This is a genomic window from Campylobacter sp. GTC17093, from assembly GCF_055397635.1.
The window spans coordinates 1,257,951-1,279,456 of record NZ_AP038832.1; the positions used below are offsets into that span (position 1 = coordinate 1,257,951).

21 protein-coding genes and 1 tRNA gene are annotated in these 21,506 nt (G+C 30.3%); 5 read left to right on the forward strand and 17 right to left on the reverse strand.

Going from position 1 to position 21,506, the window contains the following annotated elements; all coding sequences use genetic code 11:
• The first annotated feature begins 24 nt into the window (after positions 1-24).
• From ACZ5VL_RS06595 to ACZ5VL_RS06610, 4 genes are all read left to right on the forward strand, one after another.
• A complete protein-coding gene (locus tag ACZ5VL_RS06595; protein WP_464198199.1) occupies positions 25-246 on the forward strand; it encodes a YdcH family protein in 222 nt (73 codons plus the stop codon).
• 62 nt (positions 247-308) lie between these two features.
• Positions 309-1,202, forward strand: coding sequence for a Gfo/Idh/MocA family protein (locus ACZ5VL_RS06600; protein WP_464198200.1), 894 nt, complete (start codon positions 309-311; stop codon positions 1,200-1,202).
• On the forward strand, positions 1,199-2,143 hold the full coding sequence (hemH, locus tag ACZ5VL_RS06605; protein WP_464198201.1) for a ferrochelatase: 945 nt from the start codon (positions 1,199-1,201) through the stop codon (positions 2,141-2,143). The genes ACZ5VL_RS06600 and hemH overlap by 4 nt, the downstream gene beginning before the upstream one ends.
• 28 nt (positions 2,144-2,171) lie before the next feature.
• Positions 2,172-2,630 carry a response regulator gene (locus tag ACZ5VL_RS06610; protein ID WP_464198202.1) on the forward strand — a complete coding sequence of 153 codons (459 nt, stop codon included), beginning with the start codon at positions 2,172-2,174 and terminating at the stop codon, positions 2,628-2,630.
• Here the strand turns inward: ACZ5VL_RS06610 and ACZ5VL_RS06615 are convergent.
• From ACZ5VL_RS06615 to ACZ5VL_RS06690, 16 genes are all read right to left on the reverse strand, one after another.
• Entirely contained in the window at positions 2,622-4,385 is a 1,764-nt protein-coding gene (locus ACZ5VL_RS06615; protein WP_464198203.1) for a peptidoglycan D,D-transpeptidase FtsI family protein, read from the reverse strand. The genes ACZ5VL_RS06610 and ACZ5VL_RS06615 overlap by 9 nt on opposite strands.
• Positions 4,385-4,681, reverse strand: coding sequence for a flagellar hook-basal body complex protein FliE (fliE, locus tag ACZ5VL_RS06620; RefSeq protein ID WP_464198204.1), 297 nt, complete (start codon positions 4,679-4,681; stop codon positions 4,385-4,387). The genes ACZ5VL_RS06615 and fliE overlap by 1 nt, the downstream gene beginning before the upstream one ends.
• A 5-nt stretch (positions 4,682-4,686) precedes the next feature.
• On the reverse strand, positions 4,687-5,181 hold the full coding sequence (gene flgC / locus ACZ5VL_RS06625) for a flagellar basal body rod protein FlgC (protein WP_464198205.1): 495 nt from the start codon (positions 5,179-5,181) through the stop codon (positions 4,687-4,689).
• 9 nt (positions 5,182-5,190) lie between these two features.
• The gene (gene flgB, locus ACZ5VL_RS06630; RefSeq protein ID WP_464198206.1) at positions 5,191-5,628 is read right to left on the reverse strand and encodes a flagellar basal body rod protein FlgB; all 438 of its coding nucleotides are present in this window, start codon (positions 5,626-5,628) and stop codon (positions 5,191-5,193) included.
• Between the two features lie 93 nt (positions 5,629-5,721).
• A complete protein-coding gene (gene pgsA, locus ACZ5VL_RS06635; protein ID WP_464200284.1) occupies positions 5,722-6,261 on the reverse strand; it encodes a CDP-diacylglycerol--glycerol-3-phosphate 3-phosphatidyltransferase in 540 nt (179 codons plus the stop codon).
• A gap of 1 nt (position 6,262) precedes the next feature.
• Positions 6,263-7,042: an enoyl-ACP reductase gene (locus tag ACZ5VL_RS06640; protein ID WP_464198207.1), complete on the reverse strand. Its 780-nt coding sequence runs from the start codon at positions 7,040-7,042 to the stop codon at positions 6,263-6,265.
• Positions 7,042-7,911 carry a 4-hydroxy-tetrahydrodipicolinate synthase gene (gene dapA, locus ACZ5VL_RS06645; protein ID WP_464200286.1) on the reverse strand — a complete coding sequence of 290 codons (870 nt, stop codon included), beginning with the start codon at positions 7,909-7,911 and terminating at the stop codon, positions 7,042-7,044. The genes ACZ5VL_RS06640 and dapA overlap by 1 nt, the downstream gene beginning before the upstream one ends.
• Before the next feature lie 23 nt (positions 7,912-7,934).
• Entirely contained in the window at positions 7,935-9,182 is a 1,248-nt protein-coding gene (locus ACZ5VL_RS06650) for a M16 family metallopeptidase (RefSeq protein ID WP_464200288.1), read from the reverse strand.
• Positions 9,183-9,193: 11 nt separating this feature from the next.
• The gene (locus ACZ5VL_RS06655) at positions 9,194-10,249 is read right to left on the reverse strand and encodes a quinone-dependent dihydroorotate dehydrogenase (protein ID WP_464198208.1); all 1,056 of its coding nucleotides are present in this window, start codon (positions 10,247-10,249) and stop codon (positions 9,194-9,196) included.
• Positions 10,249-11,979, reverse strand: coding sequence for an ABC transporter ATP-binding protein (locus ACZ5VL_RS06660; RefSeq protein WP_464198209.1), 1,731 nt, complete (start codon positions 11,977-11,979; stop codon positions 10,249-10,251). The genes ACZ5VL_RS06655 and ACZ5VL_RS06660 overlap by 1 nt, the downstream gene beginning before the upstream one ends.
• Positions 11,976-13,358, reverse strand: coding sequence for a cysteine--tRNA ligase (gene cysS, locus ACZ5VL_RS06665; protein WP_464198210.1), 1,383 nt, complete (start codon positions 13,356-13,358; stop codon positions 11,976-11,978). Before cysS ends, ACZ5VL_RS06660 begins: the two co-directional genes overlap by 4 nt.
• Positions 13,342-14,745 (reverse strand): murein biosynthesis integral membrane protein MurJ, encoded by a 1,404-nt coding sequence (gene murJ / locus ACZ5VL_RS06670; protein ID WP_464200290.1) that lies wholly within the window; start codon positions 14,743-14,745, stop codon positions 13,342-13,344. Before murJ ends, cysS begins: the two co-directional genes overlap by 17 nt.
• A gap of 1 nt (position 14,746) precedes the next feature.
• The gene (acpS, locus tag ACZ5VL_RS06675) at positions 14,747-15,091 is read right to left on the reverse strand and encodes a holo-ACP synthase (protein ID WP_464198211.1); all 345 of its coding nucleotides are present in this window, start codon (positions 15,089-15,091) and stop codon (positions 14,747-14,749) included.
• The gene (gene fliL, locus ACZ5VL_RS06680; RefSeq protein WP_464198212.1) at positions 15,088-15,636 is read right to left on the reverse strand and encodes a flagellar basal body-associated protein FliL; all 549 of its coding nucleotides are present in this window, start codon (positions 15,634-15,636) and stop codon (positions 15,088-15,090) included. Before fliL ends, acpS begins: the two co-directional genes overlap by 4 nt.
• A 187-nt stretch (positions 15,637-15,823) precedes the next feature.
• Complete coding sequence (locus ACZ5VL_RS06685; protein WP_464198213.1) at positions 15,824-17,161, reverse strand: cation:dicarboxylate symporter family transporter; 1,338 nt, start codon at positions 17,159-17,161, stop codon at positions 15,824-15,826.
• A 439-nt stretch (positions 17,162-17,600) separates the two neighbouring features.
• Positions 17,601-17,676 (reverse strand) — tRNA-Phe (locus tag ACZ5VL_RS06690).
• A 191-nt stretch (positions 17,677-17,867) separates the two neighbouring features.
• Between ACZ5VL_RS06690 and ACZ5VL_RS06695 the strand changes: the two genes are divergently transcribed.
• Entirely contained in the window at positions 17,868-19,070 is a 1,203-nt protein-coding gene (locus ACZ5VL_RS06695) for an NAD(P)/FAD-dependent oxidoreductase (protein WP_464198214.1), read from the forward strand.
• Positions 19,071-19,098: 28 nt separating this feature from the next.
• Here ACZ5VL_RS06695 and lon read toward each other — a convergent pair whose 3' ends face one another.
• The gene (gene lon, locus ACZ5VL_RS06700; protein ID WP_464198215.1) at positions 19,099-21,504 is read right to left on the reverse strand and encodes an endopeptidase La; all 2,406 of its coding nucleotides are present in this window, start codon (positions 21,502-21,504) and stop codon (positions 19,099-19,101) included.
• Positions 21,505-21,506 lie beyond the last annotated feature (2 nt).

Below are 21,506 nucleotides of genomic sequence, written 5' to 3' on the forward strand. Positions count from 1 at the left end.
AACATTTTATTTAAAGGAGCTACAATGTTTCATGAGTATAGAGATCTCATAAGTGAGCTAAAAACCAAAGATGCACATTTTGCAAAAATTTTTGATCGTCATAATGAATTAGATCAAAAAATTAAAGATGCAGCTGAAGGTAGAGAGCACATGGAAGATGTAGAACTTGATAAACTTAAGAAAGAAAAACTTCTTTTGAAAGATGAAGTATATGCAATTCTTTCTGCTTACGAAAAAGAAAATTAGTAATTTTTGACTCTAGGCAGGAGTATTCTGTCTAGACTATTTTTTATAGTTAAGGAATTTTTTTGGATAAAATAAGTGTTGCTATTGTTGGTTTTGAAAACATTACTAAGGCATATTATAATGATCTTAGACGATCTGACTATTTTGAGCTTGTTGGTATTTGTAAACAAGGAAGTAAAAAAATATTATCAGATGTAAAAGCAAACATATATGAAGATTTAAATGAATTATATTCTCATCACTCTCCTGAAGCTATAATAATAACAACACCTAGTAATTTGCATAAAAAAACATTTTTACAATGTCAGAAATATGCAAAAAATTTCCTAATACATGCCCCGCTTACTACTCATATGGGTGATGCAAATGAGATATCATATATCGCGAAAGAAAATAATTTAAATGTTTGTATCGGTTATAGCATGAGATTCAATCCAGCTGTGATTTCTTTAAAGCAGGCTTTAAAGAAAGAAGAGAAAATTTATAGTATAAATATAATTCACTCAAGTCCCTATCCATATGATACTCTTGATGGTATAAAAATGAGATTTACTATGAGTGATCTTGATCTCATAAGATATCTGTGTGCATCGGAAATAATTGAATTTGGTGCATCTACAAGTAGTATAGAGGATAGAAATATAGATGATGTTTTATGTGCTAGAGTAAAAACAGCAAATGGTGTGGTTTGTAGTATGATAAATTCATGGAATTATAAAATAAATAGATTTTATATTGAGATGTCTTGTTCAAGCGGTCATTATATGGCGGATTTAATATCCTTTAATCTGAGAAAAATGGATGAAAAAGGGCTTATAAACTTAAGAGTTGATAATGAAGATATGTCTATTAGATATCAAAATGGTGAATTTTTCGAATACTGCACTAGCGGTAAAATAGGAAATTTAGTTAGTATAAATGATAGTATAGCCATAACAAAAGTAGTTGTTTTATGAAAAAAGTTTTATTGCTTTTAAATATGGGCGGTCCTTCAAATTTAGATGAAGTAGCTGTTTTTCTAAAAAATATGTTTAATGATAAATACATAATAAGTGTAAAAAATAATCTGCTTAGAAAATTTATAGCTTATATGATAGTAAATGGAAGAAAAAATATAGCAAAGAAAAATTATGAAGCAATAGGTGGAAAATCACCAATTTGTGACATAACCCAAAGTTTAGTAAACAAGCTAAAAAATAGCGATTATGAGGTTGATTTTATTATGAACTATACACCTCCATTTGCCAAAGATGTGTTAAATAAATATAATGATGCAGATGAGTTTATTTTATTTCCGCTTTATCCTCATCATTCCGTAACTACTATCTCTTCTAGTTTGGATGATGTAAAAAATACTATGAAAGAACTTGGTCTAAAACAAAAGATAACGGAAATTCCTTATTTTTATGAAAATGAAATTTATAATGATGTTATATTAAACTTGATTTTGCGCAAAATATCATCTAAAAATTTAGATCCAAAAGATTTTATTTTGATATTTTCGGCTCATTCTTTACCAATTAAAATTATAAAAAATGGCGATTTATATGAAGAGCATATCAAAAAACATGTAGAAATTTTAAAAAATAAGCTTAAAGAAAATGATATTTTTTTTAAAGATATAAAACTTGCATATCAGTCAAAATTAGGACCAGTTGAATGGCTTGGACCAAATATAGTTGATGTTATGAAAAAATTAAATCACAAAAAAGTTATAGTTTTCCCAATTGCATTTTGTATTGATAATTCAGAAACTGTTTTTGAGATAGATATAGAGTACAGAAAACTAGCTAAAGAGCTAAATTATGAGTTTTTTGATGTTGTATCTTGTCCAAACGATAGCGATGAGTTTGCTAAATTTATAGATATAAGAACTAGGAATACTTTTTGCTTGTAATATACTATCTTACCTAAAAGGAGAATGTATGAAAATAGAACAGATTAACTCTTTAATATCTACATTAGATACTATAGGTAAAAATGTTCGAGGCGGTGATTTTGACAAAGAGCTTTCTATTGCTCTTGCTACTCAAAATCGAAAAAAATCAGATGATTTGAGAATTGATAACGTTGATGAATTTAGAGATCAGCTTACACAACTTGGATCTTATGCTTTTTTAAGTGTTCTTAATTCTCAGAAAATAGAAGAGAAAATTGAACAAAAAAGACAAGAGCTAAAAGAGCAGCTTGGTCTTAATAAGAAAAATCTTAGCAAAAGCGAAGCAGAAGGCTTAGAAAAGATTTTGGAAGAAATGCTAGGAGATTATAAAAAAGAGTTGATGGCGAGACTCCAAAATAACTCCATAGTAGAAAAAGCTCAAAACCTTAACGCTAAAAACAATGCAGCAAATTTTACTTTGTCTGATTTGATAAATTTAGTTTGACGTTGTTGGAATAAGTTGCTGTTCTTGTATTAAAAGTTCTACAATATTTTTAAATATAGGAATAGCGCTTTGTGATGCGTAAATTTTGCCAGCTTTAGGCTCTCTTACAAAAACTCCTATGGTATAGCTATGTCCAAATTTATCATCTGCAAAGCCAAAAAAGGAAGCATTATACATACTTTTTGAATATCCGCCACCAATAGCCACGCGTGAAGTTCCTGTTTTGCCACCTATATCTAAGCCGGCGATATCTGCTTTTTTACCAGTTCCATCTTTTACGACTTTTATAAGTATATTTTTCATTCTTTTTGCGATATCTTCGCTCAAGATTTGTTCTTTTGGAGGAACGGGTCTACCTTTATATAATTTTCCATCTTTTTGCAAGTTTGATACAAGTTGTGGTGTGACTAGATAGCCATTATTATTAAAAACTGCATAAGCTCTTAGAAGTTGCAAGAATGTGGTTTGTATACCATACCCATAGCTTGCAGTACCTCTGTAAATTTCAGAGTTAAGTTCTGAAAGGCTTGGTATCATACCTTTTTGCTCATAAGGCATATCAATTCCACTTGGTTTTGTAAAGCCAAATTTTATTAAGTTCATATAAAGCTCTTCACCACTTATTCTCTTAGACAATTCGACCATACCAATATTTGAAGAGTGTATTATAATTTCTTCTGCAGTCATTGTTTTTGCTGGATGACTATCTTTAATTATGCTTTTTCCGTGTTGGTACACACCATTGTGAGTATTAATAATCTCAAGGGGATTTACTTTATTTGCAGATAATAGATATGCAAAAACTATAGGTTTTACAACTGAACCAGGCTCGTATGCGTATTCTGTCGATGTTGAGTTTAATGCCCTGTATTCTTCTTTTTTTATGTTGGATGGATTATATCTATTTGTTGTTGCGAGCGTAAGTATTTCACCGGTTTTACTATCCATAATGCCAGCAACTATTTCCCTTGCTTCAATATCTTTTATCATTACATCTAAAATATATTCTGTCATCGTTTGAAGTTTGAGAGATGTATTTAGTATAAGATTATAACCATCTATTCTTTCGCCAAAATCACTTGGCTTTTCTATAATTATATTGTTACTTAGATCCCTTGATCCTTTTATGTCAGCATCTTTTATAGACGAAAGATAATCGTCATAATATTTTTCTATTCCTTTTACGCCTTCTCTTTTTATGATTCCATTTTTTACAGTCTCTTTTACATAACCAATAGCTGGGGTCAGACTATCTTTTGCCATATAAACCCTATATTCTCCTTTTTCTATAACACCCATTGCTTGGGGATCGTATTTTCTACCTTTATCGTCGCTAAATGGTATGAATACTGAGTTTGTAGAAAAAAATCTACTCAATTCTTTTAAGTGAGCAGCAGTTTTTGCAGATATATTTTTTGATAGTATAATGCCACCTTGTTTGCTATTTATCATTTTTTTTATTTTGTTTGGATTTTCGTCTGTATATATTGAGTAAAGTTGTATGAAAAGATCTTTTTTGTCTGGATTTAAGCTTCTTGTATCTATTTTTACATCATAAATTTTTTGTGTTGTAGCAATTTTAAAACCATCTTTTGTGATTATATCGCCTCTTATTGATGTATCACTGTCGCTTGCTATACGACCAACTATGCGTCTATCAAGAGTTGCTCTGTAAAAAAATACTAAGATAAGTATAGCAAAAGACGCAAAAACAAGCAAAAAAACGATAGTAACTTTAGATCGTTTAGATATCATTATAATTGTGTTCTTGAGATCTCTTTATATGCGCTTAGTGCCTTATTTCTTATTTCAAGCATAAGTTTCATGCTGGTTTCAGCTTTATTTATCGCAAGTGCTGCTTGATGAAGATCTTTTACTTCTCCTGTTGCAAGATCCGCGAGTGCTTTATCTGCATTAACTTGAACTTCGTTTAATTCTTTTAAGGAATTATCAAGCATTTTTGAAAACTCACCGCTATTATTTGATGACATTTTATTTATATTTTTATCATTTATCTTTGTATTAAGATCTATTTTATTTATATTATTCATTGTTATTATCCTTTTAATAAATCTATCGCACTTTGTGTTATGCTTTTAGTTGTTTGAAAAGCCGACACATTTGCTTGATATGCTCTTGTTGCTTCTATAAGATCTGACATTTCTATAACTGGATTTATATTTGGATATGCAACATATCCTCTTGTATTAGCATCCGGATGGGATGGATCATACTTCATTATAAAATCTTTGTCATCTCTTACTATTTTATCAACCACTACGCTCATTACTGAGGGATCAGCATTTTTTGGTGAATCTGAATCGCTAAGTGGATTGGAGTATTCTAGCATATTATGGCTTTTTTTTATCTGATTGTTTAGCTCTTTGTTAAAATCAAATGCTTTAAATATAACTTCCCTTCTTCTATATGGACCACCTTCTGCAGTTCTTGTGGTTTGGGAGTTAGCTATGTTTGAGCTAATAACATTCATTCTAAAGCGTTGTGCGCTAAGACCGTATCCGCTTATATCAAAATCACTTAAATATGCCATCTTTTATCCTTAAATTTTACCACTTGATTCAATCACTGCTTTAAATATGGCACTATTTTTGTTAAGCGCAGAATCAATTGCACTTATCATCATAGCATTTTTGCTAAGCTCTGAAGTTTCAACATCTAAATCAACAGTATTTGCATCATTTCTTGCCATATGACCATCTCTTAGGTATATAGTTCCAAAATTATTTTTTGGAAAATCAACTCTTGGAAAATGAGTTTCATGTGTTTGGGCTAGTTGTAAAGTTTGGTTTTGTTTGCCATTATACATTTCTTCTACTTTTTCTTTTAAAGCTGACTCAAAATCAACATCTTTTGCTTTGTAAAAAGGAGTACTGATGTTTGCTAAGTTACTAGAAATCATTTGATTTCTTAAATTTCTACCAGCTAATGCTTGATCTAAAAGTGGTTTTGCTTTTGTAGTATCAAATCCTGCAAACATTTTAATCCTTTCTATATTTTATTTTTAATATAAGCAAATTTTGTTCCAAATTTTGCCTTATTGTATGCAAAATTTGAGTATTTATAAATAAATTTATGATTTTTGATTTAAAAATTTATAGTATCCATAAATATATTCAAATCCAGAGTAAAGCGTCAAAATAACTGCAATCCAAAGTAAAAGTTTTCCACCATACCAATCCATACACAAAAATCCTATTGATATCATTTGTGAAACAGTTTTTACTTTTCCTGTCATTGATGCGGCTAGTTTTGCGCCATTGCTTGCTAAGAAAACTCTAAAACCTGTTATAAAAAACTCTCTTACAAGTATTAGATATACAGCCCAAGGATTTGCTCTATCTAACATCATTAGTCCCATAAATGCAGCTAAAGTTAGCATTTTATCTGCAAGTGGATCAATGATTTCGCCTAGCTTTGTTATTTGAGACCAGTTTCTTGCAATATAACCATCAAAAAAATCAGTTATGGAAGCTAGTACAAAAACAAGTGCTGCAAAATAGTTTAACCATGTTATATGTATACTTGGCGTTCTTGCTTCAAGAAGTATGTAAAACATAAGGGGCGCAAGGAAAATCCTTGTAAAAGCTAGTATATTTGGTAAGTTTAGCATATTATTTAAATGTAGTTCCACCATCTATTATGAATGTATGACCGGTTACCCAACTTGCATCTTTTGAACATAAAAATAGACATGCTCCAGCTAAATCTTCTGGTTTACCCATTCTCCCAAGTGGGCTAAGTTTAGCTGTGATATCTCTAACCTCTTCATAATTTGTAAATGCTTTTAGTGCGTCAGTATCGATCGGTCCCCCACTTACTGCATTTACTCTAATATTTTTTTCTCCAAGTTCGGTTGCTGCGTATCTAACCATAGCTTCCACTGCTGCTTTACAAGTACCATGACCTGAATAATTTTCTATAAAAACTCTATTTCCGGTGGAGCTTATTGATATAATAGATCCTCCGCCAACTTTTTCAATTCTTTTTGCGGCTTCTTGTGCGCCAACTACAAAAGCATTAACTGTTGCTGTAAAAATATTATTTATACCACGTGGTTTTAGTTTCATAAATTTAGTATATCCACCTGCAACTGCGCGACCTGAAATGATAGCATTTGAGATAAAAAAGTCAACTCTATCAAAATCTTCATCAATTTTTAAAAATAAATCTTTGTATGTTTCTGGTTCCAATATATTTAGCGCATAACATCTAGCTTTTATTTTATACTCAATTTCGAGTTCTTTTGCCTGAGATTGTGCTAATTCTTCATTTGAATTATAAGTAAAAGCTATGTTTGCACCAGCTTTTGCAAATTTAAGTAGTATAGCTCGCCCAATTCCGCGAGTTCCACCACTTATTACTAAAGTCTTGCCTTTATAAAAATCGTCCATTAAAATCCTTTTATATTGTATTGTTTCATAATATTTTCAATTTTTTTCATATTTTCATTGCTTGGTTCGCAAAGTGGTAATCTATATTCAAGTATAGGTATGAGTCCTGCTATGAACATAGCTGCTTTTACTGGTATTGGATTACTTTCACAAAACATAATTTTATTTATATTATATAACTTATCGTTTATTGTTTTTGCTTGTGAAAATTTCTCATCTAATGCAAAATGGGTAAGATTTGCAGTATAATCAGGAAGAAGATTTGAAGTTACAGAAATAACTCCTTTCCCACCATTACTTAGTATCGGATAGTTTATAGCATCTTCACCACTCATTACGACCATGTTTGGCTCATGAGCTAATAAATCAACACACTTGTCGATATTTCCGCTAGCTTCTTTTACTCCATAAATATTTTTACAATCATTAAATAATCTTATGGCAGTATCTGCTTGTATATCGCATCCAGTTCTTCCTGGTACATTGTATAATAAGATAGGAATATCAACATTTTTTGAAATTTCAGCATAATGCCTATAAAGGCCTTCTTGTGTTGGTTTATTGTAGTATGGCGCCACGGAAAGTATCCCATCTGCTCCTTGTGCTTGAGAAAATTTAGCGAGCATTATAGCTTCGTGAGTTGCGTTACTTCCAGCTCCAGCCAAAACCTTAGTATTTGTACCTTTGCATACATCAACCGCAATTTCTATGCAAGTTTTGTGTTCATCGTGAGTTAGAGTTGCACTTTCGCCAGTAGTTCCAGCAGGAACAACGCAGTCTATGCCGTTTGCTATTTGTCTTTTGATAAGTTTAGAGTATGTAACTTCATCTATTTTGCCATTTTTAAATGGAGTTATAATGGCTGTCATTGCGCCTATTAGTACTTTTTTGCTCACTTATTATCCTTTCTTAAAATTACTGTTGTAGATGTTTGTTTTACAAAATATTTTTGTGCACATTTTTGCAACATTTCTGAGTTTAAAGACTCAATCTTATCTTCTAGGCTCAAAAGTGGCCCTAAATCTCCTTTTGCGATATAATTTCCATATAAAGAACTCACTTTGCTAGCACTTTGAAGTGAGAATATAAGTTCTGCTTTTATATTATTTTTAATTTTTGTAAAATCATTTTCGTTCATTTTATCATTTTTTGTTTTTTCTATCAATAAATTTATCTCATTTTCTACAACTTCTGCTTTTATGTCATTATTACAAATTGCTATGATGATAAAAAGACTCTCATCGATATTGTCCATACTATAAGCATAGACTTGATTTACTAGCTTTTTTTCGTCTATTAAAACTCTTTGTAAAAGCGAGCTTTTTCCATTGCTTAGATATTCACTCAATCCTTCTAAAGATACGCTATCTATGTGATTAAACGGCGGAATTTTATAAGCAATTGCAATCATTTCAACATCACTCTGCTTTGTTAAATAAACTTTTTTTGCGCCATCTTGCAAAGGTTCTTTGCAGATATTTGTAGGTATTTTGGATCTGTTTTTTATATCCTCAAAATATTTTTTACTAAGATTAAAAACACTTTTTTTATCTATATCGCCACTAACTATTAAAAAGGCGTTTTGGGGTTGATAAAATTTAGAGTGAAAATCTTTAATATCGTTTATATCCCAATTTTGTATATCATCAAAAAAACCAATTGGTGTCCAGTGATAAGGATGGTGCAAAAATGCATGATTAAAAAGCCTAAAATACAAATAACCCATTGGAGAATTATCTGTTCTCCATCTTCTTTCTTCTAAGACAACATCTCTCTCTGGCTGAAATTCGCTATCTTTTAGATGTAAATTTTCCATAAGTTCACTAAAAAGATATAGTGATTTTTCCAAATTTTGTTTTGAACATTTAATGTAATAATGCGTATAATCAAAACCAGTAGATGCATTGTCAATACCGCCAAATCCTTTTACTATTTCATCAAACTCTCCGGCTTTTAAATTTTTAGTCGATTTAAAATTTAGATGTTCGATCATATGGGCTATACCGCTTTTGCCCATTATTTCATTTCTTGAACCAACTTTATAAAATATATCTACACTTATCACGTCTGAACCTAAATTTACAGGTATGTGATAAATTTCCATTTTATTTTTTAATATTTTTTTATTGAAATTTTTAATCATTACTTTCCTTATTTTAAATAAGCACCAATAGCTTGAGATATGGTTTTATATCCATCATCTTTTAGCATTTTTGCAAGTTTTGAATTAATGTTATAACAAATTTTTGGACCTTTAAAGATAAAGGAGGTGTAAATTTGAATTAAGCTAGCACCCATTTTTATTCGCTCATAAGCATCATTTGCATTATCTATGCCCCCAGAGCTAATGAGTATAGTTTTGCCAAAAAGTTCTTTTGATATTTCTTTTAGCATTATTTTTGATTTTTCTTTTAGCAGTTGACCACTTATTCCACCAAAATTTTTAGCTTTATTGCTAAGAGTGTAATCGATTGTTGTATTTGTAAGTATAATCCCGCTTGCTCCGTTTTGAACAGCACTAGAACATATCTCTAAGCTTTTTTCTATACTCATATCTGGAGATACTTTTAGTATAATTGGAGTTTTTGTTAGAGGTTTTATAGCGTCAAATAATTCATTTATAAAACTTATTTCTTGTAAATCTCTAAGATTTGGAGTATTTGGAGAACTAATATTTATAACAAAAACATCGCTTATACCATTAAAAGTTTGAACTAAATTTACATAATCATTTATAGCTTCTTCATTTGGCGTAATTTTATTTTTCCCGATATTGCAAAAAAGTGGTATTTCAAATGGAAAAATATTTTTTATCCTCTCTTTTATGATCTTTGCACCATCATTGTTAAAACCCATTGCATTTTGTATGCTTTGTTCTTCTATGAGTCTAAAAAGCCTTGGCTTTGCATTTCCGCTTTGTGGTTTTGGTGTAAGTGTTCCATACTCTATATACCCAAAACCAAGTGCATAAAGCGCTTTTATCATAGTTGCATTTTTATCAAATCCACCTGCAATGCCAATTGGATTTGGAAAATTTAACCCAAATATATTTTGAGCCAATATGTTGTTTTCATATGTAAAGTTTTTTTTAAGAACATTGATTCCAAGTGATAATTTTGTTGTAGTTTTAAGCCCAATTTCAGCGATATGATGAGCAGTTTCTGGATCAAATTTGAAAAATATATTTTTTATTGTATCGTAATGCATTAGTTCCCTTTTTCTTGGATAATAGTCCCTTTTAAATTTCTATAAATTTCGCAATTTTGATATAGCTCACTATCGCTTCCGCAAGCTACTATCTTGCCATTACTGACAACTGCTATTTTATCAGCATTTTCTACAGTACTCATTCTGTGAGCTATAACAAAGATTATCTTATCATCAGAGAGATTTCTTATTATACTTGTGATAACTTTTTCACTTTCATTATCAAGTGCGCTTGTTGCTTCGTCAAAGATTAGGATTTTTGGATTATTATACAAAGCTCTTGCTATTGTAATTCTTTGTCTTTGCCCACCACTTAAATTTGTGCCAAATTCATTTAAAACTGTTTGCATGCCGTTTTCAAGGCTATTTACAAACTCAAGTGCATTTGCCATTCTAAGCGCTTGTATAACTTTTTTTTCATCAAATTCATCACCATAGCATACATTTTTAGCCACAGTATCATTTAAAATATAGGCCCTTTGGGAAACGAACCCTATATTTTTTCTAAGTGATTTTATGTCAAACTCTGCAATATTGTGTTCGTTTATGAGTATATCACCGCTTATTGGATCATAAAAACGCATTAGTAGGTTTATGATCGATGTTTTGCCTCCACCACTTTTTCCAACTATTGCTATTAATTCGCCTTTTTTTGCTATTAAATTTACTCCATTTAATACAAGGCTATCATTATATTTTAAACATACATTGTTAAAAGATATAGAGTTTAGGTTTGTAGGAAATTCTTCATTTCCACTTACTATACTTGGAAACTTATCTATTAATTCAAATGTTCTTTCGCTTGCAGCAACTGCATCTTGCATACTATTGTGTAGTTTTGAAATTCTTTTAAGTGGCGTATAAAGCATAAAAAGGGCAGTTAAAAATGAAAAAAAGCTACCAACGCTTAGTGTTCCATCAATTACTTCTTTTCCGCCAAATATAATAACAACAGAAATTCCAATAGCGCCCAAAGTTTCCATTATTGGGCTAACAATCTCACCTATCTTTACGCTTTTTAAATTTAGTTTAAAAAATTTATCATTTTCTTTTGAAAATCTAGAAAGCTCATAATCCTGAGCATTTTTTGATTTTATAATCTCTATATTTGTAAAAATCTCATTTAAACATGAGCTTATATCTGAGGTTTTTTCTTGAGATGATTTTGAGATTTTTCTCATTCTTTTAGCAAGTTTTGATATAGGAAAAATGGCAAGTGGCATTATTATAAGAGCAAAAAATGATAGTTCCAAACTCTGATATAGCACAACACATAAAAGTCCTGCTATTGTTATAGTTTCTCTTATAAATTCTGGAATCATGGAAGAAACAACGCTTCTTATACGCTCTATATCGTTTATATTTCTACTTACAAGCTCTCCAACTCTATACTTACTAAAAAACTCTATATCAAGATGTAGTAAATTTCCAAGCAATTTTTCGCGAAATCTTCTTACAGTATCTTGTCCTATATAAGCTGTATAGTAGGCTTGCATATAGGTACCAAGGCTTTTTATAAAATAAATTGCGATAATTGCATAAGGTAAAATATATAACATATCTTCATTTTTTTCTACAAAAATTTTATCAAGCACTGGTTTTACTAGATATGCTGAAATAGCTGAACCAGCTGCTGCCATAATCATACCTAATATAGCCAATGAAAACTGTGGTACATAGTCTTTAAAGTATGGTAAAAATCTTTTGAAAATATCTCTTATACCATTCATAGCTTTTCCCAAATGGTTCCATTTGGTGTATCCATAATGGAAATTCCTAAATTTATCAAATTATCTCTAATTTCATCTGCTTTTTGGTAGTTTTTGTCTTTTTTTGCTTCGTTTCTTTGGTTTATCAAATTTATTATATTTTGCTTAGTTTCATTATCTACGCCAAATTGAAAATAAATTGTACTGTCAATTTGCAAAATACCTAAAATCTCTGTTACAAAGTTTAAATTTGCTAAAATTATCGCTTTATAGTTTTTATCCTTTGGATTTTTATCAAGGTATTCATTTGCTGAGTTTATCATGATATCAAGCGTTGCTAAGGCTAGAGAGGAGTTTAAATCATCACTTAGCGCATTTAAAATATCTTTTTTAAATTTCTCATCGACTATGCCTGCTGAAGCATCCAAAACCCTTTTTTTTAAGCGGTAAATTTTGTCAAGTCTTTTTTTGCTTGCTAGCATATCTTCTACGCTATAGTTAAAATTTGATCTATAATGTGTACTCATTAGATAAAATCTTAAAACTTCCCCACAAACTAAATTTAATGCATCTTTTATAAAAAAGCTATTGCCTAGAGATTTGCTCATTTTTTCGTTATTTACTTGTACAAAACCATTATGCATCCAATACTTTGCTAAGCTTTTACGCTCAGCACATCTACACTGTGCAGCTTCGTTTTCATGGTGAGGAAAAAGCAAATCCATGCCACCTGCATGAATGTCTATAAGTGTATTTTCATCATAGGCAAGATGTTTTTTTATCATTGCAACACACTCTGTATGCCAACCAGGTCTTCCTTTTCCAAAAGGGCTATCATAATATTTTTCATCAAATTTCCAAAGCACAAAGTCTTTTTCATTTTTTTTATTTTTGTTTGAATCAATTCTTGCAATGCTCTCTTCTTCGCCTTTTTTACCGCTTAGCGATAGATATTCATCGTCTTTAGATGTATCAAAATATATGCCATCATCAAGCTTGTAAGCGGAGTTATTTTTAAGTAAAAGCTCTATATAGGATATGATTTCGTTTAAATTTTGAGTAGCTTTTGGTTCAAAATCGGCTCTTAATACATTTAATTCTTTCATATCATCTAAATATCTTTGTGTATAAAACGAGGTTATGTCTTCTAAGCTTTTTCCGGTTTCATCTATTTTTTTTAAAATTTTATCATCTATATCTGTAAAGTTTTTTGCAAATTTAACTTTGTATCCAAGTGCCACTAAAACTCTTCTTAAAAGATCAAAGCTAACACTGCTTTTAGCATGTCCAAGATGCGCATCATCGTACACAGTTGGGCCGCACACATATATTCTTGCTTCACCATCTTTTATGGGTACAAAATCAACTTTTTTCTTTTTGGCACTATCGTATATAATCATCTATAAAACCCTTAAAAACTAATAATATCAATATTTCTAACATGCAAAGTGCAAAAATGATTAAAATTTTTTTAACTCTTATTATAGCCAAAAAATTATTAAACGAAAAAATCCTAATATTCATAAAAAGTAGATAAAATGCTGAAATAGAGCTAGCAAGCGCAAGACCTGCAGTGCCAAGAGGCTTTATTAGGGCAAAGCAAAAGATTAAATTTATCAGCATGCTATAAATTGATATCTTAGCTGCTAGTTTTTGCTGCATTTTTGCATATAGCCATAATGAAAAAAGCTTTGCTAAACCAAATCCAACAAGACCAATCATAAACATACTTAAAACTTGTGCACATTGTAAGGTATCTTGGCTATTAAATTCGCCTCTTTGATAAAGTAGCCAAGTTATCTCGTAACTTAGCATAATCCCACCAATGCTAGCAAAAAGCAAAAATCCTAGTAAAAAATGAAATCCTTTGCTCATTAAATTTAGTGCATCTTCATATGAGTTTGCTTTGATTTGTCTGCTGATTTTTGGAAAAATTGCCGTTGTTAGTGCAACTGCAAAAAGTGAGTATGGGAGTTGAAAAATTCTATTTGCATAATACAAATAACTAATACTTCCAGTTACTAAAAAACTAGCAAACCAAGTATCTATAAAAGCCCCAATTTGCGCAGAAGATGATCCTATAACACCGTGGTAAAAATTTTTCCAAAAACCATCAGTTTTTGCTCTAAAACCTTGTTTAAATTTTACAAATCCACCTTGTAAAACTTTTAGCATTTTTATCTTTTTTAAGGCTATTATGTGTGTTATTAATTGCAGTAGTCCACCAATTATTACACCATAGCTTAGATAATATGCTGCGGTTTTTTGATCATTACCATAAGATAATAATAAAGCAAAAATCATAGATATATTAAGAAGAACTGTAGAAAATGCAGTTGTTGCAAAATGACCTTTGTATTGTAGCATTGATGCAAAAAGAGTTACTAAAAAAATAAAGCTAAGATACCAAAAATTTATTTTTACAAGAGGAACTGCTAAGCTAATCATATTTTTATCAAAACCAAGTGCTAAAGCTTTTGTAAAAAGCGGAGCAAAGAGCATAACAGTAAAACTTAATAAAAGTATAAAGCCAAGAAATTTAATCAAAATTTCTACACTAAAAAGACCTTTTTTGTTTGTAGAAACGAAATTTGGTAAAAAAGCTTGCGTAAAAGCTCCCTCAGCAAAAAGTCTTCTAAAAAGATTTGGTAGTTTAAAGGCTATAAAAAATACATCACTCCATATACTAGCCCCTAAAACAGCCGCTGTTAGCATATCTCTAAGAAAGCCTAAAATTCTTGAAACAAGTATACCAAAGCTATTTGTAAAAAAGTGTTTTAGCATTATATTATTCTAAAATAACAGCAGCTATTGCAAAGCCACCATCATGGCTTATGCTCAAGCTTGCATTTTTGATATTAAAATTTGATTTTATTTTTTCATTTATTTCAAAAAAAGGAGCGCCTTTAACGGTTTTACAAATTTTTACATCATGAAAAGAAAAATCAGCTCCTATGCCACAACTTAAAGCTTTACTGAAAGCTTCTTTTGCAGCAAAAAAACCAGCTATACTAGCTTCGTTTTTTGCTATATTGATTTCGTCTTTGTTTAAAAATTTCTCTAAAAACTTTTGTCCGTATTTGTCTAATAATTTTGAAACCCTATCTATGACAATAATGTCTATGCCTATCATTGAATGATAAAGTCCGTAAAATAGATATTTTTAACATATCCATCTGTTAAAATCTCATTTATTTTGCTAACTATCTCATCTTTTAGGCGCTCTTTTCCTTTTGTTGTACTTATTTCCTCGATAGTTTTTGAAGAAAGAGATCTTATTATTATGTCTCTTACTATCGGTTTTTTCTTATCTATTTCAGGAGTTAGAGTTTGTATGCTGAGCTCTAAATCTAGTGAAATTTTTAAATATCTTGAACCGCTTTCACTGAGTAAATTTACAATAAATTGATCCATTGGGTACATGACTCCAATGTTCATAAAATCGCTATATCTTCCAGATGTATTTGGTTTTGGTGCCGGTTGTGTTCTGGCTTGTGTTTGTTTATTTGTTTCTGTTGTAGCTGCATCTTCGCTAGGATGAGAAGATAGCATAAGACCTACTACGATGCCCAGTACAAGTAAAATAATAAAAGATAGTATGATTACTATTATTAAAACTATTTTTTTGCTACTGCCTTTTTTCTCTTTAGTTTCTTCTTTTTTTTCTTCTTCAGCCATCATCATTCCTTGGAAATTTTAGTTTAATTTTTATATTATATCTAAAAAATATTTAAATAACTATTTGTTAATTTTCTATATACAAATATACAATATTAATTTTTGTTATTATAAATTTATTTAGTTTTAATAATTATGAAGAGCCAAATTTATATAAGAGTGCATAAATGCACTCAATATTTATAAGTTAAAATTCTTCTGGATGATCTAATGCATATCTAAATTGTGTTAAATCAACTTTTTTATCCCATATAGAAACAATCAAACAGCCTACTGCATTTCCGCAAAGATTACCAACAGCTATCATTTCGCTCATGAATTTATCAACTCCAAGTAAAACAGCCACAGTTGCTACTGGGATTATGTTTAGTGCAGAAAGAGTTCCTGCTAGGATTATAAAGCCAGATCCAGTAACTCCAACTGCGCCTTTGCTAGTTAACATTAGAATTAGAAGTGTCATAAGTAAATGCATAAATGTAAGATCTATATTAAAAGCTTGAGCAAGAAAAATAACGCTCATTGCTAAGTATATGTTTGTACAATCTAGATTAAATGAGTATCCTGTTGGGATTATTAATCCTACAGCACCACGCTGAATTCCTGCTTTTTCTAGTTTTGTCATAAGTGGAGCAAGAGCGGTTTCACTTGAGCTTGTGGCAAAAACTATTAGTACCTCTTTTGAAATAAATCGCATAAATTTAAATACATTTACTTTAGCAAAATAACATATAATTCCAAGCGCACCAAATATAAATATACAACAAGAAAGTAGCATAACAAGAAGAAGATTTATCATTCCCCATAGTGTACCAAGACCGAAATGTCCAATTAAATAAGCCATTGCTGAAAAAGCCGCGATTGGGCTAAACCACATAAAAATACTTAAAACTTTAAGTACAATGTGTTGTAAAGTGTATATTGGCTTCATAATTATGTTTTTATATTTATGAGAGAAAAAGGATATTATTACCGCACTTACTATTGCCATAAATAATACTTGAAGTGTATTGCCGGTTAAAAAGGGGGTTATAGGATCTGATGGAATAGCGCCTTTTAATATATGCCAAATTTCATTAATTATATTTTCTAAAGGACTTGCATTTGGATCAAGGGGAATGTTTTTTGATTGAGATATAAATTTATCAACACCTTTTGTATCAAGAGCTTCAATCTTTAAGTTCATACCAGAACCTGGTTGTAAAATTTTTGGAACAGTTATACCTATAGCAAGTGCAAGAGTTGAAACAACTTCAAAATATATAAAGGCTTTAAAACCAAGCGAACCAAGATCTTTTAGGCTGTGTAGCCCGGCTATACCAGAGACAATTGTTAAAAAAATGATAGGTCCTATCATCATTTTAAGAACTTTAATAAACAATACTGCCCCTTGCTTTACTGTGTGTGACTCTGCAAGTGGCGGATTTACTATACCAAGAATAATGCCGGCAATTATGCCAAATACAACCCAAAATGCCAAACTAGTTAAGATCTTTATAGCGCGAGATTTTTGTGTAATTGTTTCCATTTTTCTCCCATTTGTAAATTTACAAATTTTATTATTAGTTAAAAATCTTATTGTCAATTTTTATTAATAAGTATTATCTAAATGCAGAAAAGTTAACATATTTCTATAAAAATTAATAATTTAAAAACTATGGCTAGTAATATACATTTTTTTTTCTTAATTTAATATTATTCTATATATATCATATTTTGGGCTTTTGTAAAAATAATTTATAGGATTTTATAGCTTATAGATTATTGTATAAAATGTATTAAAATACCTATATTTTGGTAATTTAGAATATAGCAAGTATGTATTGATATTTTTAATGGAACTATAAAATATAAGTAATTTTAATAAAATAAATTAGTTTAAGCAGTTACATTTTTACCCATTTACCCAAAATAAAGAATTAATAATATAGATGTTTTAAAAAGATTTTATGGGTATTTTATTAAAATGGTGGTCAGAGGCAGAATCGAACTGCCGACACGCAGATTTTCAGTCTGCTGCTCTACCGACTGAGCTATCTAACCACGAAAAGAAATATAATTATATCTTTGTAATTATTAAAGTTTGTTTAATTATATCTAAAATTACATATTTTTATTAAATTTTATTTAAAATAAAAATAATCTTATGGGATTTTACAGTTTTGTTTGTTGTATTTAAATTAATAAAAAATAATTATAATTATTATAAATTTAAAATATTATAAGGTTACCTTATGAAAAAAATATTGATACTAGGTGGCGGTTATGGTGGGTTAAAATGTGCTACTACGCTTCAAAAAAATATAAAAGATCAAGAATTAAGTGTAACTTTGATTAGTAAACATGATTACCATTACCCCACAACTCTTTTGCACAAAGTTGCAGTTGGAACATATAGTGATAGGAAGGCTAGGATTTTTTATAGGAATTTATTAAAAAAAGTTAATTTTATAAAAGATAAGGTAACTAAAATTTCCATAAAAGATAAAAAAGTTTATGGCAAAAATAATAGCGTATATGATTATGATTATTTAGTTATAGGTCTTGGTTTTAAGGTAAATTGTTATGATGTAAAAGGAGCAGATGAGTTTGCTTATAAAATTTCTACACTAAATAAAGCCTTGCTTATTAGGGATAATATAGAAACTGGCTTTAAAAATTATAGTTTCACAAATGATAAAAATGCTCTTAGTTTTATTATTTGTGGAAGTGGATTTACTGGGGTTGAATTTGCAGCAGAGCTTGCAAAAAAGATTCCGCAACTTTGTAAAATAAGTGGCATAGATCCAAAGGTGCCAAAAGTTTATTTGATTGGTAGAGGTAAACGCATACTTCCAATGTTTGAAGAAAAACTTAGTTTAAAAGCGCAACAAAAATTACAAGCATGTGGCGTTACTTTAGTAAAAGGTAATGTAATTGAGATTAGAAAAAACTGTGTTTTTGTTAAAAATGAAGATGGAAATGTGGAAGAAATTTATGGTAATACTATAGTTTGGAGTGCTGGTGTAAAAGGAAGCCCTGTTATTTCAAACTCTGAATTAAAAAATAAGAACGATAGAATATGTGTTAATGAGTACTTACAAATGATAGAACATGATGATATTTTTGTTGTTGGGGATTGCGCTATTGCAAACGATAGAGATCTTATACATGCCCCAACCGCGCAACTTGCTTCTCAAATGGGTGAGTATTGTGCCTACAATTTATTAAAATTAACAAGTGGAAAAATTCTAGACAAACCATTTAAATTTATTCATCGTGGAACAGTTTGCTCCATAGGTCATACAGATGGCATAGGCTTAGCTTATGGGATAAATTTAAGTGGAGAGGTTGCTGCATTTTTAAAAAATATCATAGAAAATAAATGGATACTCTCTATATCAAACATAATTACGGTATTTAAAAAGGGGCAATTCAGATTTAGAAGCAGTGATTAAATTTGACCTTTTCAAGGTCAAATTTGTTTTATTTTACAAAAGTATGTTTTAGAACATCTTTTATATGAAGGACTGGTTTGATTTCTATACTATTTTTAACCTCATCTGGTATCTCGTCCAAATCTCTTTCATAGTTCTTTTGTGGGATTAATGCTAATTTTATGCCAGCTTTATGTGCTGCTATTAATTTTTCTTTTAAGCCGCCTATCGGAAGTACGTCTCCGCTTAATGTGATTTCTCCAGTCATTGCGACATCTGAGCGAACTTTTTGGTTTGTAAAAATTGATGATATCGCTGTTGCTATAGTTATGCCAGCACTTGGACCATCTTTTGGAGTTGCACCTTCTGGAACATGAAGATGAAGATCGTATTTGTGGTAAATTTCATCATTTTTACTTTTTTCATCATCTATTTTAGGTATAAGAGTTTTTGGAACTTTTAAGTATTTTTCATCTATTAAAACTTTTATGACACTATATGCAATTTGAGCTGACTCTTTCATCACATCTCCGAGTTGTCCTGTTAGTTGAAGTGTGCCTTTGCCACGTATTTTTATGGCTTCTATTTTAAGAACATCGCCACCAACGCTAGTCCAAGCAAGTCCATTTACTATACCAACTTGTGGGGCTCTTTTTATCTCATCTATTTCAAAAATTTTCTTTTCTAGATACTCTTTAACTTTTGCTTTTGTGATAGTTGTTTTTTTAATTTTATCTTCGCTTAAAACTATATTTTTCGCTACTTTTCTAAGGATATCTGCTATTTTTCTTCTTAAATTTCTAACGCCACTTTCTCTTGTGTATTCGCTTATTATTAGCTCTATCGCATCAGCTTGAAAAGTCACTTCTTTTGAATTTAGAGCATGCTTTTCTATCTCTTGTGGGATTAAATATTTTTTTGCTATCTCAAATTTTTCTTGTGGAGTGTAGGAACTAAGATAAATAAATTCCATCCTATCTCTAAGGGCTGGTGGTATCATGCTTACATCGTTTGCTGTTGCAATAAATATAATCTTACTTAAATCTATATCAAAATTTAGATAATAATCTCTAAATTTAGAGTTTTGTTCTGGGTCTAAAATTTCAAGCATAACGGCACTTGGGTCACCCCTGTGTCCACTTCCTATCTTATCAATCTCATCTAAAACCATTACAGGATTCATTTGTTTTGCTTCTATAAGACCTTGAACTATTCGCCCTGGCATAGCACCGATGTATGTTCTCCTGTGTCCTCTAAGTTCGTTTACATCTTCAAGACCGCCAAGAGCAACGCGTATAAGCTCTCTTTTTAGAGCTTTTGCTATAGAGTTTGCAAGACTTGTTTTACCGACACCAGGTGGTCCTGCAAAACATATAATAGCACCGTTGTTTAGTTTATTGTCGCTTTTTCTTTTTTCCATTAATTCTCTTAGAGCAAAATACTCTTCAATTCTCTCTTTTGGTTTTTTCAAAGAATAGTGATCTTTATTTAGTTGTTTTGAGACTTGAGCTATGTTAGAACGCTGTTTTGAGATTTTTTCAAAAGGAACTTCAAGTGTCCAGTCGAGATAGCTTTGCACCATTCCGGCATCAGCTGAGTCAGGATGAAGGCGAGAGAGTTTGTCTATTTGTTTTTTTATCTCTTTGTAACCTTCAGTTGAGATAAATTTCTTTTTGTTTTCTAGTTTTTTCTTATATTCGCTTATCTCTTCATCTTTGCTATTGTCAGTTCCTAGTTCTTCTTGAATTTGTTTTAATTGCTCTTTTAAAAAGTACTCTTTGTTTACTTTTTCTATACGAGAGTGAACCTTGTTTTTAATATCTTTTTCGATTTTATGGGATTTTATTTCTTCTGTTATATAATCAATTAACCTAAAAACTTTTTTTTCAAATTTAGTTTCTATGAAAAATTCATACGCTAACTCTTTTTTTAGTCTAAGTGAGCTTAGTATAAGATCGCAAATTCTTATAGGATCTATATTTTCTTCTATAGCTTTTAGCATTTCTGGCGGAAAATAATTTACAAATTTGTTTAGTGTTTTTACTTTTTCTATAAGTGTATTCATAAGTGCTTCAATGGTATTTGGATCAGGGAGAATTTCTTCTATGCCATCAATTTTTGCTAGCAAAGGTGAGTTTTGTACTTCAGAAATGATTCTTCCTTTTTGAATTCCTTGAAAAAGTATCTTTACTCGTCCATCAGGAAGAGTAGAGCGACGCATAACATTTCCTATAACACCACAATCAAATATATCGCCAAAGTTTCTGCTGCCATCATTTTGCGCTTTTGTTGTGGTTACAAATATGGGTTTTGAGTTTTCTTGAGCGTAATTTAGCGCTAAGATATTTTCTTCATCTTCTATAAAAATAGGTGTGATTATAAAAGGATACAAAAACAGGTCATCCTCTACTAAAACAGATATTTGTATTGGTAAATTTTCAATCTTATTTATCATTT